Below are 17,393 nucleotides of genomic sequence, written 5' to 3'. Positions count from 1 at the left end.
CCGGCCCGTGAGGCCGCCCCCACCTGCCCGTGCCCCCGGCGCCACGCCTTCACCCTCGGAATGGATCATGACCTCCTCGCCCTTCGCCGTGCCCCGCGAGCGCATCGCGATCACCGGTATCGGCTGCCGCCTGCCGGGACACGCCAACGACCACCGCTCCTACTGGCGCAACCTGATCGAGGGCCGGGACTGTCTCACCGACACACCCGCCGACCGCTACGACACCGGCACCCTGGGCAGCAGGGACCGGGCCAAGCCGGGGCGGCTGATCGGCGGCCGCGGCGGCTACATCGACGGCTTCGACACCTTCGACCCGGACTTCTTCGGGATCAGCCCGCGCGAGGCCGAGCACATGGACCCGCAGCAGCGCAAGCTCCTGGAGGTCAGCTGGGAGGCCCTGGAGGACGGCGGCCTGCGCCCCGGCGAACTGGCCGGCCGGGAGGTCGGCGTCTACATGGGCGCCTTCACCCTGGACTGGAAGATCCTCCAGTTCGCCGACCTCGACTTCGCCACCATCGCGGCGCACACCGCCACCGGCACCATGATGACGATGGTGTCCAACCGGATCTCGCACTGCTTCGACTTCCGGGGGCCCAGCGTCTCGATCGACACCGCGTGCAGCTCCTCGCTGGTCGCGGTCCACCTCGCCTGCCAGAGCCTGCTCCGCGGCGAGACCGAACTCGCCCTGGCAGGCGGCGCGTTGCTGCACATGGCGCCGCAGTACACGATCGCCGAGACGAAGGGCGGCTTCCTCTCCGCGGACGGCCGCTCGCGCGCCTTCGACGCCTCCGCCGACGGCTACGTCCGGGCCGAGGGCGTCGGCGTGGTCGTGCTCAAGCGGCTCTCCGACGCGCTGCGCGACGGGGACCCGGTGCACGCCGTCATCCTCGGCACCGGCGTCAACCAGGACGGCCGCACCAACGGCATCACCGTCCCCAGCGCGGACGCCCAGGTCACCCTGATCGAGCGGGTCTGCGCCGAGGCCGGGGTGCGGCCCGGCAGCCTCCAGTACGTCGAGGCGCACGGCACCTCCACCCCGGTCGGCGACCCGATCGAGGCCGCCGCCCTGGGCCGGGTGCTCGGCATCGGCCGCCGCGCCGGGGACCGCTGCTACGTCGGCTCGGTCAAGACCAACATCGGGCACACCGAGGCGGCGGCCGGCGTCGCCGGGCTGATCAAGACCGCGCTCGCGATCAAGCACCGCCGCATCCCGCCGCACCTCAACCTGGAGCAGCCCAACCCCGGCATCGACCTGGACGCGCTGCCGTTCGAGATCCCGACCACCCCGGTGGACTGGCCCGAACACCGGGGCCCGGCCCGCGCCGGCGTCAACTCCTTCGGCTTCGGCGGCACCAACGCCCACGTCCTGCTGGAGGAGCCGCCGCGGCCCGCGCCCGCCGCACCGGTGGCCGAACCGGCCCGCACGGTGCTGCCGCTGAGCACCAGGGACGCCGCCGGACTGCCCGAACTGGCCGCCGCCGTACGGCAGGAGCTCGCCGACGGGACGTCCCTGGCCGACCTCGGCCACACCCTGGCGCACCGCCGCCAGCACCTGCCCGAGCGGCTCGGCGTGGTCTACTCCACCCGGGAGGACCTGGCCGAGGCGCTGGCCGCGTACGAGCGCGGCGAGGAGCACCCGCGGGTGGTCCAGGGCCGCGCCCGGGAGCGCCGGCAGCGCCGACTTGCCTGGGTGTTCACCGGCATGGGCCCGCAGTGGTGGGGGATGGGCCGGGGGCTGTACGAGCACGAGCCGGTCTACCGGGAGGCCGTGCAGGCCGTCGACCGGGAGATCCGCGCCCAGGCCGACTGGTCGCTGCTGACCGAGCTGGACCGCGCCGAAGCGGACTCCCGGATGGCCGAGACCTGGCTGGCCCAGCCCGCCAACTTCGCCGTCCAGGTGGGGCTTTCGGCGCTCTGGCGGAGCCACGGCGTGCGCCCCGACGCGGTGGTCGGCCACAGCACCGGCGAGGTCGCCGCCTTCCACGAGGCCGGGGTGTACGACCTGGCCGACGCCGTCCGGGTGGTGCTCGCCCGCAGCCGGCTCCAGCAGCGCCTGGCCGGCACCGGCACCATGCTCGCGGTCGGCCTGCCGGAGGCCGAGGCCGAGCGCCGGATCCGTCCGTACCGCTCGCAGATCTCGCTCGGCGCGGTCAACAGCCCCTCCGCGGTGACCCTGGCCGGGGACGCCGCGGCGCTGGCCGAACTGGCCGAGGAACTGCGCGGGCAGGGCGTCTTCGCCCGCCTGCTGGACGTCGAAGTCCCGTACCACAGCGTGCGGATGGACCCGATCCGGGACGAGCTGGTGGCCGCGCTCGCCGCCATCAAGCCGCAGGAGGCGCGGCTGCCGCTCTACCTGACCGCCCGCGAGGGCCTGGCCCGCGGGCCGGAGCTGGACGGCGAGTACTGGTGGCAGAACGTCCGCAACCCGGTGCGCTTCCGGGCCGCCGTCGAGCGGATGGCCGAGGACGGCCACGGGCTGTTCCTGGAACTCGGCCCGCACCCGGTGCTCGGCCACGCGATCCGCGAGTGCGCCGAGCAGGCGCACACCCTGCCGTCGATCCGCCGGCAGCAGGACGAGCCCGAGCGCTTCGCCCGCAGTCTCGCCGAACTGCACACCCTCGGCGTCGAGTTGAGCTGGAACGCGCTGCACCCCGGCGGCCGCCCGGTGCCGCTGCCCGGCTACCCCTGGCGGCGCGACCGGTACTGGGTGGAGCCCGCGCCGGTCGCGCAGGTCCGGCTCGGCCGGCTCGACCACCCGCTGCTCGGCCGCCGCACCGCCGGCGCCCAGCCCGGCTGGACCGGCGCGCTCGACCCCGAGCGGCTGCCCTACCTGACCGACCACCGGATCGAGGGCCAGGTGGTCTTCCCGGCCGCCGGGTACCTGGAGATGGCCGCCCAGGCCGTCCGCGCCCTGACCGGCGGCACCGAGGTGACGCTGGCCGAGGTCGAACTCAACCGGGCGCTGTTCCTCTCCGAGACCGAGCCCGTTCCCGTCCAGCTCGGCTACTCGCCGGAGGACGCCCGCTTCACCATCGCCTCCACCCCCGCCGGCGGCGAGCCGACCGTGCACGCCGGCGGCCGGGTCCGCACCGGCCAGCGCCGCTCCTACGGGCCCGCGCTGGACGTGGACGCCCTGCGCGCCCGCGGACGGCACCTGGACGGCCCGGACTGCTACCGGCGGCTGGCCGGGCGCGGCTACGACTACGGGCCCGCCTTCCAGGCCATCGCCGAGGTGTGGGCCGGCCCCGGCGAGGCGCTGGCCCGGATCCGGCCGACCGCGCAGCTCGGCCCGGACGCGGCCGACCACCACCTGCACCCGGTGCTGCTGGACGGCTGCTTCCAGACCCTGCTCACCACCCAGCTGGAAGCCCCCGAGGGCGGCAGCGTCCGGCTCCCCGTCTCGATCGAGGAGGTCCGGCTCGACGCCATCGGCGACCGACCGCTGTGGGTGCACGCCACCGTCACCCGGGACAGCGGCGAGGAACTCGTCGGCGACCTCGCGCTCTACACCGAGGACGGCACCCCGGCCGGCCGGGTCACCGGCTTCCGGGTCGCCGACGTCGCCCAGGCCCCCGCCTCCGTCGGGCTCGCCACCATCGACGGCTGGCTCACCGAGGTCGCCTGGGTGGCCGCCGCCGAACCGGCTGCCGACGAGGACCCCGGCGACCTGCTGCTGTTCGCCGACGAGGGCGGCCTCGCCGAGCGGCTGGCCGCACTCGCCGCCGGGCGCGGCGCCCGCTGCCACCTGGTCCGGCCCGGCACGGGGTACCGGCACGACGAGGGGCACTCCACCGTCCGGCCCGACTCCGCCGAGGACCTCCAGCGGCTCTTCGCCGACCTGGACAGAGGATTCGGCACCGTCGTCCACCTCTGGAACCTCGACCAGCCCGCCCTGGCCGCCACCACCGCCGACCGGCTCGGCCCGCTCGCCACCCTCGGCGCCTACTCCCTGATCACCCTCGCCCAGGCCCTGCCCGCCGCCCGCCCGGACGGCCGGCTGCACGTCGTCACCCGGGGCACCCAGCCAGCCGCCCCCGGCGACCGGGTCGAACCGCTCGGCGCCCCCGCCTGGGGCATCGGCCGGGTGCTCTGGCAGCAGGAGCTGGTCGCCCAGCACGGCACCCTGATCGACCTCGACCCGGCCGTCGACGCCGCCGACCAGGCCGAGGCGCTGCTCGCCGAACTCGCCGCCCGGGACGAGCAGGAGATCGCCCTGCGGGCCGGCGGCCGGTTCACCAGCCGGCTGCGGCAGGCCGAGGGCCTCACCCGCCCGCTGCCGCCCGTCCTGCGCCCCGACGGCAGCTACCTGGTCACCGGGGCCTTCGGCGCCCTCGGCCGGCTGCTCTGCCGCACCCTCGTCCGGCGCGGCGCCCGGCGGCTGGTCCTGGTCGGCCGCACCGCCCTGCCCGAGCGCTCCCAGTGGGCGCACACCGACCCGGACACCCCCGTCGGCGAGCGGATCGCCTTCCTGCGCGAACTCCAGGCGCTCGGCGCCGAACCGCTGCTCGCCCCGGTCGACGTCACCGACGAGACCGCCCTCGCGGACTGGCTCGCCGACTACCGGGAGCGCCAACTCCCGCCGATCCGGGGCGTGTTCCACCTCGCCGGGCAGGTCAGGGACACCCTGCTGGCCCAGATGGACCGCCCGGCCTTCGACGCCGGCTACGCCCCCAAGGTGATCGGCGGCCACCTGCTGCACCGGCTGCTGCGCGACGAACCGCTCGACCACTTCGTGCTGTTCGCCTCCGTCGCCTCGCTGCTCACCACCGCCGGACAGACCAACTACGCGGCCGGCAACGCCTTCCTGGACGCCCTCGCCCACCACCGCCGGGCCGCGGGACTGCCCGGCCTCAGCCTGGACTGGGGCCCCTGGGCCACCGGCATGATCGAGGAACTGGGCCTGGTCGCCCACTACCGCGACGCCCGCGGCATGAGCTCGCTGCCGCCGGACGCCGGAACGGCCGTCCTGGAGCGCGTCCTCGGCCAGGACCGCGCCCAGCTGCTGGTCGCCACCGTGGTCGACTGGCCGACCTTCCTCGCCTGGTACCCGGCGCCGCCGCCGCTGGTCGCCGACCTGGCGGCGAGCGCCGCCGAGCAGGCCCCGGTCGAGACCGGCGGCTTCCTGGACGCCTACCGCGCCGCCGACCCGCAGGGCCGCCGGGAGCTGGTCACCGAGCGGTTCACCGCCGCCGCCGCGGCCGTGCTGCGGATCGGCGCCGAGCGGATCGACGCGGAGACCAGGCTCGGTGCGCACGGCCTGGACTCGCTGCTCGCGATGGAGCTGCGCGCCCGGGTGCACGGCGAACTCGGCGTCGCCCTGCCGGTGGTGGCGCTGCTCAGCAACGGCACCGTCGGCGACCTGGTCGACCTGCTCACCGAGGGCCTGACCGAGCGGCTCGCCGCCGACGGCGGCCCGGCCGAGGCCGAGGTGGAGCTGTACACCGACGAGTCCCGCTTCCCGCTCACCCACAACCAGCAGGCGCTCTGGTTCCTGCGCCTGCTCCACCCGGACGGCTTCGCGTACAACATCGGCGGCGCCGTCGAGGTCCGCGCCGAACTCGACCCGGAGCTGATGTTCGGGGCCTTCCGCTTCCTCGTCGCCCGGCACCCCGAGCTGCGCGCCGCCTTCACCGCGGAGGAGGGCCGTCCGGTCCAGCGGATCCGCGAGGACGCCGAGGCCGACACCGGGCTGTTCGACGTCGAGGGCCGGCCGTGGGAGGAGATCCACGACCTGATCGTCCGCGAGTACCGGCGGCCGTACGACCTCGCCGAGGACCCGCTGGTACGGCTGCGGCTGTTCCGGCGCGGGCCGGACCGCTGGGTGCTGATGAAGGCCGTCCACCACATCGTCTCGGACGCGATCTCCACCTTCACCTTCATCGAGGAGCTGTTCGAGGTCTACGAGGCGCTGCGCCAGGGCCGCACCCCGGAACTGCCCCCGGTGCCCGCCCGCTACCTGGACTTCCTCAACCGCCAGAACCGCTTCCTGGCCGGGCCCGAGGCCCGCCGGATGCTCGACTACTGGCGCGGCCACCTGCCGGCCGAGATGCCGGTGCTGGCGCTGCCCACCGACAAGCCGCGCCCGGCCGTGCAGACCCACAACGGCGCCTCCGAGTTCTTCCGGCTCGACGCCGACCTCACCGCCAGGGTCCACGAGTTGGCCCGCGCCAACGGCGCCACCCCGTTCATGGTGCTGCTCAGCGCCTACTACCTGCTGCTGCACCGCTGGTCCGGGCAGCCGGACATCGTGGTCGGCAGCCCGGTCACCGGCCGTACCCAGGAGGAGTTCGCCTCCGTCTACGGCTACTTCGTCAACCCGCTGCCGCTGCACGTGAGCCTGGCCGGCGAGCCGACCGTGGCCGAGCTGCTGGCCCGGGTGCGGGAGAGCGTGCTCGGCGGGCTGGACAACCAGGAGTACCCCTTCCCGCTGCTGGTCGAGCAGCTCGGGCTCCAGCACGACCCGAGCCGCTCCGCGGTGTTCCAGGCGATGTTCATCCTGCTCACCCACAAGGTCGCCGTGGAGCGCTTCGGATACCGCCTGGAGTACATCGAACTCCCGGAGGAGGAAGGGCAGTTCGACCTCACGCTGTCCGCCTACGAGGACCGTTCGGACGGCTGCTTCCACTGCGTCTTCAAGTACAACTCCGACCTCTTCGAGCCCGCCACCGTCCAGCGGCTGGCCGCCCACTACCGCAACCTGCTGGACGCCATGACCCGCGCCGCCGAGAGCGAGCCGGTCGGCCGGCTGCGGATGCTGGGCGAGGCCGAACGGCGGGAGATCCTCACCGGCTTCAGCGGCGCCGAGCACCGGATCGAGCACGACACCCCGGTGCCGGAGCTGATCGCCAAGGCCGCCGCCGAGCGGCCGGAGGCCGTCGCGGTGGTCGCGCCCGGCCGGGACGGCGTCCGTCGGCTGACCTACGGCGAACTGGACCGGCAGGCCCAGCGCGCCGCCGTACGGCTGCGCGAACTCGGTGTCGGCGAGGGCTCGGTGGTCGCGGTCTGCCTGGACAAGTCGCCGGAGCTGATCACCACCCTGCTGGCGATCTGGCGGGCCGGCGCCGCCTACCTGCCGCTCGACCCGGGACACCCCGCCGACCGGCTCGCCCACCAGGTGACCGACGCCGGAGCGGCGCTGGTGGTGGTCGACCAGCGGCGCCCGCTGGTGGCCGACCTGCCCGCCCGGCCGGTCACCCTGGAGGAGCTGGACCGGCCGGTGCCGGACGGCGCCGGGTCGCTGCCCGCCGCCGACCCGGACCGGGCCGCCTACGTGATCCACACCTCGGGCTCCACCGGCCGCCCGAAGGGGGTCCGCGTCGACCACCGCAACCTGGCCGCCGTCACCGCCGGCTGGCGCGCCGAGTACCGGCTGGACACCGAGGTGCGGGTGCACCTCCAGATGGCCGGCACCGCCTTCGACGTGTTCTCCGGCGACCTCGCCCGGGCGCTCAGCACCGGCGGCACCCTCGTGCTGGTCGACCGGGAACTGCTCTTCGACACCGCCCGGCTGTACCGGGTGATGCGCGAGGAGGCCGTGGACGGCGGCGAGTTCGTGCCCGCGGTGGCCCGCGCCCTGCTGGCGCACTGCGAGCGCGAGGGCCTGACGCTGGACTTCCTGCGGCTGCTGATCGTCGGCTCCGACTCCTGGAAGGCCGCCGAGCACCAGCGGGTGCGCGCCCTGTGCGGCCCGCGGACCCGGCTGGTCAACTCCTACGGACTGACCGAGGCCAGCGTCGACAGCACCTACTACGAGGGCGCGACCGACCGGCTGGAACCCGGCCGGATGGTGCCGATCGGACGGCCGTTCCCGAACAGCGCGGTGTACGTCCTGGACCCGTACGGGGAGCCCGTCCCGGTGGGCGTGCCCGGCGAGCTGTGGATCGGCGGCGCGGGCGTGGCGGCCGGCTACCCCAACGACCCCGAGCAGACCGCCCGGCGCTTCGTCACCCTGGAGCTCGACGGAACGCCCGTGCGGCTCTACCGCACGGGCGACCTCGGCCACTGGGACACCGCCGGCACCCTGCACCTGCTCGGCCGGATCGACAACCAGGTCAAGGTCCGCGGCCACCGGATCGAGCTGGGCGAGATCGAGGCCCACCTCACCGCCCGCCCGGAACTCGCCCAGGCCTGCGTGGCGGTCCGCCAGGACGCCCGGGGCGAGGCCGTCCTCGCCGCCTACGTGGTGCCCGCGGAGGGCACCGCGCTGGACCGCCGCGAACTGCGCCGCCACCTCGCCGAGCACCTGCCCACCGTGATGATCCCCTCCTACCTCACCGAACTGCCCGCCCTGCCGCTCACCCCGAACGGCAAGGTGGACCTCGCGGCGCTGCCCGAGCCGAAGGCCGACACCGCCGGGGCCCAGCACGAACCACCCGTCACGCTCTACGAGACGAGGGTCGCCGAGCACTGGCAGAACCTGCTCGGCCTGGACCAGGTCGGCCTCCAGCACGACTTCTTCGAACTCGGCGGCAGCTCGATCCGGCTGATCGAGCTGATCCACCACCTCCAGAGCGAGTTCAACATCAGCATCCCGGTCGGCCTGCTGTTCAAGGTCACCACCCTGCACGGGATGGCCCGCACTGTCGAGCAGATCATCACCGGCGAGGTGGCCGGCGGCGAGCCCTACCTCTGGTTCAACGCCGGGGCGCCCGAGGAGCGCACGGTCTTCTGCTTCCCGCCGGCCGGCGGCCACGGGCTGGTCTACCGGCAGCTCGCCGCGCACCTCCCGGCGCACCGGATCGCCTCCTTCAACTACCTGAGCGGCGACGACAAGACCGCCCGCTACGCGGACCTGGTCGAGGAGCTGCACGCCGCCGGGCCGTACGTCCTGCTCGGCTACTCGCTCGGCGGCAACCTCGCCTTCGAGGTGGCCAAGGAGCTGGAACGGCGCGGACGCACGGTGGCCTCGGTGCTGCTGGTGGACGCCTACCGGGTCACCGAGGCCTTCGACCTCGGCGAGGAGCACCTGGCCGTCTTCGAACGCGAGCTCCACGAGCACCTGCACCGCCACACCGGCTCACGGATCGTCGCCCAGGAGACCCTCGAACAGGCCAGGGACTACCTCGAGTTCAGCAGCCGAACGCCCAACACCGGCACCGTGAAGGCCCAGTTGGACGTGGTCTGCGAACCCGACCGGCTCTCGGTGCACGTGGCCGGCGAGCCCGGCTCCTGGCACGGCGCCTCCACCACGGGCACCGCGGTGTACGTGGGGCACGGCGCCCATGCCGAGATGCTCGACGGCGAGTTCGCGGCCCGCAACGCCCGGCTGGCGGGCTCCATCCTGGCCGGAGGAACCGCCGATGGCCGCGGCTGACCGCGGACCGGACTGGTCCACCAGGGAGCGGGCCCCCGGGAGCCCGCCCCGGGTCATCGTGATCGGGGCCGGCCTGGCCGGCCTCGCCACCGGCTGCTACGCGCAGATGAGCGGCCTGGAGACCCGGATCTTCGAGAAGCACGTGCTGCCCGGCGGCTGCTGCACCGCGTGGTCCCGGCACGGCTACCTGTTCGACTACTGCATCGACTGGCTGATCGGCACCGCCGAAGGCACCGGGGCGCACCAGGTCTGGAGCGAACTCGGCGCCCTGGACGGCAAGTCGGTGACCCGCTTCGACACCTTCAACCGGGTCGTCGACGAACACGGCCGGGCCGTCACCTTCTACGGCGACCCGGACCGGCTGGAGGCCCACCTGCTGGCCCTCGCGCCCGGCGACGCCAAGCCGATCCGGGCCTTCTGCCGGGACCTGCGCCGCTTCGCCGCGATCGAGCTGCCATGGGACCTCACCCCGCCGCCGCTGCGCACCGCGGCGGAACGGCTGCGCACCCTGCGCACCGTCCTGCCCGCGTTCCGGCTGTTCTGGCGCACCGCGACCACCCCGATGAGCGGCTTCGCCGAGCGCTTCCAGGACCCGCTGCTGCGGCGGGCGTTCCCCAACATGTTCCTCCAGGAGCCCGCGGGCTTCCCGCTGCTGCCGTACCTGTACACCCTGGCGGCCGCCCACAACGGCAACGCCGGCTTCCCGCAGGGCGGTTCGCTCGGGCTGGCCCGCTCGGTGGAGGAGCGCTACACCTCGCTCGGCGGGGTGATCGGCTACCGCTGCCGGGTGGAGCGCGTCCTGATCGAGGACGGGCGCGCGGTCGGGGTGGAACTCCGGGACGGCTCACGGCACTTCGCCGACCACGTGGTGGCCGCCTGCGACGGTCCGACGGTGCTCGAGCGGCTGCTGGAGGGCCGCTACTCCAGCCCTGCCACCGAGAAGCTTTACGGCGAACTGCTCGACAAGCCGGGCAACCTGTACCCGGCGGTGGTGTCCGCCTTCGTCGGCATCGACGGCCCGCTGCCCGAGGGCGAGCCGCACAGCACCACCTACCTGCTGGCCCCCGAGGACGCCGAGCGGCTGCCCGGCTCGCTCCAGCGCAGCCTGGTGGTGCAGATGCGCTCCTCCTACGCGGACGGCTTCGCACCGCCGGGCAAGTCGGTGCTGCACTGCACCTACTTCAGCGACTACCGCTCCTGGAAGGACCTGCGGACCGAAGACCGCCGGGCCTACCGGGCGCGCAAGCAGGAAGTCGCGGCGTTCGTCCGCGAGTTCCTGGAGCGGACCTACCCCGGGCTCGGCGGGCGGATCGAACTCGTGGACGTGGCCTCGCCGGTGACCACCGAGCGGTTCACCGGCAACACCTACGGCAGCATCCTCGCCTGGCAGGCCTTCTCCGAGGCCGAGGACGCCGCCAACCGGCTGGTCAACCGGGACCGGATGCGGCTGCCCGGGCTGAGCGGCTTCTCCATGGCGGGCCAGTGGACCGCGCTCGGCGGGCTGATCCGGGCCGCCACCAGCGGGCGGTTCGCGGCGCAGTACCTCTGCCGGGAGCTCGGCCGGCCGTTCCGGGCCTGGCCCAGCGACAACCGGGAACCCTGGCACGCGGGCAAATGGGGCCGCCTGCCGCAGCTCGACCGGGCCACCGTGGGGCAGCCGGACGTGGGAGTGGCGGAAGTGGGAGTGGCGGAGTGAGCGGGACGACGACCGGCGGCCGGCGGAGCATGGTCATCATCGGTGGGGGGCTCGGTGGGCTGTCCACCGGCTGCTTCGCGCAGATGAACGGCTACCGCACCCGGATCCTGGAGATGCACGAGATCCCCGGCGGCTGCTGCACCGGCTGGGACCGCGGCGAGTTCACCTTCGACTGCTGCATCAGCTGGCTGCTGGGCAGCGGGCCGGGCAACGAGATGCACCAGATCTGGCTCGAACTCGGCGCGCTCCAGGGCAAGCGGATGCGCAACTTCGACGTCTTCAACGTGGTGCGCACCCGGGACGGCCGGGCGGTCTACTTCTACTCCGACCCGGACCGGCTGGAGGCCCACCTGCTGGAGCTCGCGCCGGAGGACGCCCGCCGGATCCGGCAGTTCTGCGCCGGGCTGCGCAAGTTCCGCCTGGCGCTGGCCCGTTACCCCTTCCTCAAACCGGTCGGGCTGATGGGCCGGTGGGAGCGGATGCGGATGCTGGCCTCCTTCCTGCCGTACTTCAACGTGATCCGGCGCTCGATCACGGTGCTGATGAGCGACTACTCGGCGAAGTTCCGGAGCCCGCTGCTGCGCGAGGCGTTCAACTTCATCCTCTACGAGAAGCACCCCAACTTCCCGGTGCTGCCCAACTACTTCCAACTCGCCTGCCACGCCGGGCAGTCGGCCGGGGTGCCGGAGGGCGGATCGCTGGGGCTGGCCAACTCGATCGAGCAGCGCTACCTGCGGCTGGGCGGCGAGATCTCGTACAACACCAAGGTGACCGAGGTCCTGATCGAGGACGACCGGGCGGTGGGGGTGCGGCTGAGCGACGGCCAGGAGGTGCGGGCCGACATCGTGGTGGCCGCCTGCGACGGCCGGACCACCATGATGGACCTGCTCAAGGGCCGCTACCTGAGCGACACCTACCGCCGGCTGTACACCCAGACCATCAGCGAGCCGGGCATGGTCTTCCCCGGCTACGTGACCGTCTTCCTCGGCCTGCGCCGGCCCTTCCCGGCCGGGGACCCGTGCACCACGTACCTGCTGGAGGACGAGGTCGCCGAGCGGCTCACCGGCATCCGGCACCCGAGCGTCAACGTCCAGTTCCGCAGCCGCCACTACCCGGAGCTGTCGCCCGCCGGCACCACCGTGGTGTACGCCAGCTACTTCTGCGACATCGAGCCGTGGCGGGAGCTGAGCACCGGGCCGGAGCAGGAGCCCCGGGTGCGGCGCGGCGAGGAACTGCACACCCTGCCGGTCGGCCGGGGGCGGGAGTACCAGCGGGCGAAGCGCCGGGTGCGGGACACCATCGTCGACTTCCTGGACGGCCAGCACCCCGGGCTCCGGGACGCGGTGTCGGTCAAGGACGTCTCCACCCCGCTCACCCAGGTCCGCTACACCGGCAACTACAACGGGACGGTGCTGGGCTGGCAGCCCTTCGTGGAGAGCGGCGAAACCCTGGAGGAGGAGGTCAAGCGCAACGGCCCGGGCCTGCCCGGCCTGGCGAACTTCTACCTCTCCGGCGTCTGGGCGACCACCGGCGGTCTGATCCGGGCGGCGGCGGCCGGCCGGCACGTCGTCCAGTTCATCTGCCGGGACGACGGCAGGCCCTTCACCGCCGAGGTGGACGACAGTGCCCCGCCGCCCACCCTGCTCATCGAACCGGTCGGCCCCGCCGTCCGGCAGTTTGGAGTCACCTCGTGAGGATCGAGAAGTGGGTCGTCCAGGAGCACGTGGACGGCGTGCCGGACGTCGAGCGGATGTACCGGAAGGTCGTGGAGGACCTGGACGTCCGGCTCGCCCCGGACGAGATGCTGCTGCGCACCCGGTACGTCTCGGTCGACCCGTACCTCCAGGGGATCGCACTGGACACCCCGATCGGTGACTACATGGGCGCGGACTCGATCATGGAGGTGCTGGAGGCCGGGCCGGCCGCGCGGTTCGCGGTCGGCGACCTGGTGCAGGGCTTCGCCGGCTGGCGCAGCCACCTGGTCAGCAACGGCGAGCCCCGGCTGTGGCGGACCGGGACGTTCCCGATGGTCTTCCCGGCCTTCCGCCGGCTGGATCCGGCCGACTACGACGAGGCCCTGCCGCTGTCCACCGCGCTCGGCATCCTGGGCGGGCCCGGGATGACGGCCTGGGGAACGGTCGAGAAGTTCCTGGACGTCCGGCCCGGCTCGACGGTGCTGGTCAGCGGCGCGTCGGGGGCGGTCGGGTCGCTGGTCGGGCAGCTGGCCAAGCTCCGGGGCGCCCGGGTGATCGGCACCACGGCGACGCCGGAGAAGGCGGCGCGGCTGTGGGAGCTGGGCTTCGACGGGGTGCTGCTGTACCGCGACGGCGACGCGCCGGAGCGGCTGGAGAAGGAGCTGGCCGAACTCGCGCCGGAGGGCGTCGACCGCTACTTCGACAGCCTCGGCGGGACGCTGACCGACGTGGTCTTCGGGATGCTCGCCGTGGAGAGCCGGGTGGCGGTCTGCTGGCAGTGGGGGAGCCAGGTCGGCGGGGACTGGACGGGCCCCCGGCTGCTGCCGATGATCATGTATCCGCGCACCACGATCCGCGGCATCTTCTCGCTGGAGTGGTTCACCGAGGAGAACTGGGCCGCGCTGCGGCGGGACCTCGGGCCCCTGGTCCGCAGCGGGCGGCTGTCGTACCGGCAGACCGTGCACCAGGGGTTCGACAGCATCCCGGCGGCCTACCGTGGTCTGTACCTGGACCGGGCGGCCAGCCGCGGCAAGGTGCTGGTCGAGCTCTGAGCGAGGCGGGTGCATGACGGGGGCCTTCGGCATGCGTGCCGAAGGCCCCTTTCCGCGCTGCTAGTCGAGTGCGAACCAGGTGCTGCGGGACTTCTTCCACTCGGGGTGGGTGAGGTCCTTGGCGGCGGTGCCGTCGCCGTAGAGGTCGGCGGAGCCGTCGTCGGTGATCAGCTGGGCGCGGGCACCGGGGGCGTCGAGGTCCGGGACGTCCACGACGGCCTCCCAGGCGCCGTAGTCGCTGGTCGGCAGGTCGGTCAGCTTGGTCGGCCGGGAGCCGGGCTGCCCGTCCCAGCGGTAGAGCGCGTACGGGGCGGAGTTGTCCTCGGCGGCCCAGGAGCCGGCCACGATCAGGTACTGGCCGAGGTCGTTGCGGCGGATGTCGCGGACGGACAGCCCGCCGAGGTCCAGCTCGATCGCGTCCCCGAAGGTGGCGTGCGCGGCCGAACCGTTCAGCAGCGACGGGAGGTCGGTGACCGGGACGAGCAGCGCCCGGCCGCCGGTGACCGCCGGGGTGAGCGGCGCGCGGAAACCGACGTAGGCGGTGCTGGTGCTGCCGGGCGCGAACTCCAGGCCCTCGACGTTGAACCCGTCGATCTGCTTGGGCGCCTGGCCGTCGGCGGCGCCGGCCGCGAAACCGTAGCGCCGGCCGTGGGCGTCGTCCCAGGCGATCAGGTCGTCGCGCAGGCCGTCGTACGAACCGGCCAGGGACAGCTGGGTGCCGGCGCCGGAGCCGGTGACGGTGGTGGCGAAGACGGTGTGCCGGTCCGGCTTGATCACGCCGTCCTTGTTGTTGCCGAGCGAGCCGGTCCAGTAGATGGTGTCGCCGACCCGGGTGGCGCCCTCGATGTCGATCTCCTTGGAGACGCCGAGGGCCGAGCTGAAGTCCCAGGTGCGGACCGGCGCACCGGAGTTGCTCCGGTCGTACAGGCGCAGCGTGTTGGACTCGTCGTCGCCGACCACGAGGTAGCCGCCGCCCGCGTCCACGGCGGCCGAGGCGTCGCTGGAGCCGGTCAGGTAGCGGCTGGTGGCGGAGTACCGGACGGCGGGCGAGGCGGCGTAGTGCAGCGTGCGGGTGGCGCTCTTGCCGCCGAGGCCGGTGACCTTGATGGTGAGGTCGGCGTAACCGACGCCCTGGGCGGCGACCGCCAGGGTGCGGGTGGCGCCGGTGCCGCTGACCGTGACGTCGCCGGTGCGGGCCACGGCGCTGCGGGTGGTGGCGGAGGCGGCGACGGTCAGCGCCGAGGCGGAGGCGCCGGACTGGGCGACGGTCACCGTCACGGTCGGGTCGCCGGTGGCGCCGACCGCGCCGGACAGGTACCCGGCCGAGAAGGTGATCGTCGGGGTGCCGTACGTGACCGCGCCGGCCGGGAGGGCGGGCAGGGCGAGCACGGGCACCGCCGCGACGGCGACGGCGAGCGGCAGCAGGCGGCGGAGGGAACGCGACACGGTGGCAACCCTTCGGCAGGTGGGCGGACTCGACGGAAGGTGCAAGCCTGGTGGCGCTCGGCGAACACCGACCCTACGGCGACCTTACGAGCGTGGACGGGCCGGCGAACAGCAGGCCTTGCGGGCGGGCGCCGGTCGGGGCCGCCCGGCCGCGGGCCGTCTGCTCGGGTCGCCCGCCCGGGGTGTGCGGTCGAGGCGTGCGGTCGAGGAGTGCGGCTCAGCCGGTGATGCCGGCCGCCCGCAGCCGGACCTCGACGGCGTCCCAGTCGGCGGCGACCGGCTCGGTCCGGTGGGTGCCGACGCCCTTGTCCTTGAAGCCGCTGGAGGTCGACACGCAGACCACCGGGCCGTCCGAGAGGTCCGGCTCGCCGAGGCTGCGGAGTCCGGCCAGACCGGCCGCCGCGGACAGCTCCGCCCACAGCCCGGCCCGGGCCAGCTCCCGCTGGGCGTCCGCCAGTTGACCGTCGTCCAGGGTCAGCGCCCGGCCGCCGCTCTCCCGGACCGCGAGCACGCCCCGGTAGCCGCTGACCGGGGAGCCGATCGAGTAGGCGTCGCTCGGACCGACCGTCACATGGGCGGCCGGCAGGCCCTCGGCGATCGCCCGGGCGAGCGGCCCGGAGGTGGCCGTCTCACAGGAGTGGATGCGCGGCACCCGGTCGGTCAGGCCCAGCCGCCGCAGCTCGGTGAAGCCCTTCCAGACGCCGAACAGCAGCTCGCCGTAGCCGGTCGGGACGAACACCGCGCTCGGCAGGCCGACGTCCTGGAAGATCTCGTACGCGACGGTCTTGTAGCCCTCGGGGCCGTACGCGTGCCCGGTGTGGGTGGTGGTGAGGTTGCTGACCGGGTGCAGGCCCAGCCGGTCGACCGCCAGGCGCAGCAGCGGCCAGCGGGCCTCCCACGGCACCGGGAGCACCACCGCGCCGTAGGCGTTGAGGAAGGAGTCGACGTTCGGCGGCACGTCCGGGCCGGTGAACACCACGCAGCGCAGGCCGGCGCGGGCGGCGTAGGCGGCGGCCGAGGCGCCGTGGTTGCCGGAGGAGGCGACCGCGAGGCCCGGCGCGCCGGCGCCCACGGCGGCGCTGGTGGTGCAGCGGTTCAGCCGGTCCTTGTGGCTCCAGGTGGGGTTGCGGGACTCGTCCTTGACGTACACCCCGGGCTCGATCTCCACCAGCGCGGTGGCGCCCTCGCCCAGGCCCGGGGCGAGCAGCGGCGGCAGCAGCGGGGCCCAGCGCTCCAGGCCACCGCGCACCGGGGCGGGGGCGAACAGCCCCGCCACGTCGACCTTGTCGTACGCGTAGTCGACCTCGACGGGGTAGGAGACGTCCTCGGTGCTGGTGCGCGGGCAGCCGGCGGTGAGCGGGGGCCGGAGCGGGTAGTCGAGGGCGGGGTCGCCGAGGGAGCGCTGGCCGGTCGCGAGGGAGTCTTCTGTTGGCATGCCAGGAGACTAGCCGGGCGGGCGCCGTGCGGTCCGGCGGTCGGCGGGGCTGCGGCGGGAACCCGTTCGTGGGGGACCGGTTCCGGCCGTTCCGGGCGGTCGGAACCGGTCCGGCCGGCTAGCCGCCCTGGCGGATCGCCGAGATGTCGAACTCCAGGACGACCTTGTCGCCGACCAGGACGCCGCCGCCCTCCAGTGCGGCGTTCCAGGTGACGCCGTACTCCTTGCGGCTGATGGTGACCGAGCCCTCCAGGCCCACCCGCAGGTTGCCGTAGGGGTCGACGGCGTTGCCGGTGTACTCGAAGTCGATGGTGACCGGGCGGGTGGTGTCCTTGATGGTGAGGTCGCCGGTCACCCGGTACTCGGAGTCGGAGCGCACCTCGACCGCGGTGGAGCGGAAGGTGATGTCGGGGAAGTTCGGCGCGTCCAGGAAGTCGTTGGTGCGCAGGTGCTGGTCGCGCTGCTCCACGCCGGTGTCGATGCTGCCGGCCTTGATCACCACCTGGCCGGAGGAGCGGGTCGGGTCGCCGCCGTCCAGGTGGGCGGTGCCCTCGAAGTCGTGGAACGCGCCGCGGACCTTGGTCACCATGGCGTGGCGGGCGACGAAGCCGATCCGGGTGTGGGCGGGATCGAGGACGTAGTCGCCGGTGAGCTCGGAGAGGTTGGCGGTCATGGTCGGCATGCCTCCTGGTGCGGGGCCCGGGTCTCGGCCCGGGAGTGGTCGGGCGGTCCCCGGACCAGGCTAGGGGCAGCTCCC

The 17,393-nt window shown here is 73.9% G+C and carries 7 protein-coding genes; 4 read left to right on the top strand and 3 right to left on the bottom strand.

Features of this window, described 5'->3' with window-relative positions:
- Positions 1-67: 67 nt before the first annotated feature.
- Genes ACZ7RU_RS13950 through ACZ7RU_RS13935 form a run of 4 tightly spaced genes read left to right on the top strand, consistent with a single transcriptional unit; the run spans position 68 to position 13,755 of the window.
- Positions 68-9,313, top strand: coding sequence for a non-ribosomal peptide synthetase/type I polyketide synthase (locus ACZ7RU_RS13950; RefSeq protein WP_470341147.1), 9,246 nt, complete (start codon positions 68-70; stop codon positions 9,311-9,313).
- A complete protein-coding gene (locus tag ACZ7RU_RS13945; RefSeq protein ID WP_470341146.1) occupies positions 9,300-11,009 on the top strand; it encodes a phytoene desaturase family protein in 1,710 nt (569 codons plus the stop codon). Before ACZ7RU_RS13950 ends, ACZ7RU_RS13945 begins: the two co-directional genes overlap by 14 nt.
- 29 nt (positions 11,010-11,038) lie before the next feature.
- Entirely contained in the window at positions 11,039-12,703 is a 1,665-nt protein-coding gene (locus ACZ7RU_RS13940) for a phytoene desaturase family protein (protein WP_470341242.1), read from the top strand.
- Entirely contained in the window at positions 12,700-13,755 is a 1,056-nt protein-coding gene (locus ACZ7RU_RS13935) for a zinc-binding dehydrogenase (protein ID WP_470341145.1), read from the top strand. The genes ACZ7RU_RS13940 and ACZ7RU_RS13935 overlap by 4 nt, the downstream gene beginning before the upstream one ends.
- A gap of 60 nt (positions 13,756-13,815) precedes the next feature.
- On the opposite strand, the gene ACZ7RU_RS13930 is transcribed toward ACZ7RU_RS13935, so the two are convergent.
- The 3 genes from ACZ7RU_RS13930 to ACZ7RU_RS13920 all read right to left on the bottom strand — a co-directional run bounded on the left by ACZ7RU_RS13930 (position 13,816) and on the right by ACZ7RU_RS13920 (position 17,309).
- Positions 13,816-15,201 carry a hypothetical protein gene (locus tag ACZ7RU_RS13930; RefSeq protein ID WP_470341144.1) on the bottom strand — a complete coding sequence of 462 codons (1,386 nt, stop codon included), beginning with the start codon at positions 15,199-15,201 and terminating at the stop codon, positions 13,816-13,818.
- 217 nt (positions 15,202-15,418) lie between these two features.
- A complete protein-coding gene (locus ACZ7RU_RS13925) occupies positions 15,419-16,636 on the bottom strand; it encodes a threonine synthase (protein ID WP_470341143.1) in 1,218 nt (405 codons plus the stop codon).
- A 118-nt stretch (positions 16,637-16,754) separates the two neighbouring features.
- Complete coding sequence (locus tag ACZ7RU_RS13920) at positions 16,755-17,309, bottom strand: YceI family protein (RefSeq protein WP_470341241.1); 555 nt, start codon at positions 17,307-17,309, stop codon at positions 16,755-16,757.
- Between the last annotated feature and the right edge of the window lie 84 nt (positions 17,310-17,393).

The sequence above is a fragment of the Kitasatospora sp. NPDC114501 genome (assembly GCF_055633695.1).
The sequence above is the reverse complement of the archived record's forward strand: the minus strand, read 5'-3'. Positions and strand labels throughout refer to the sequence as shown.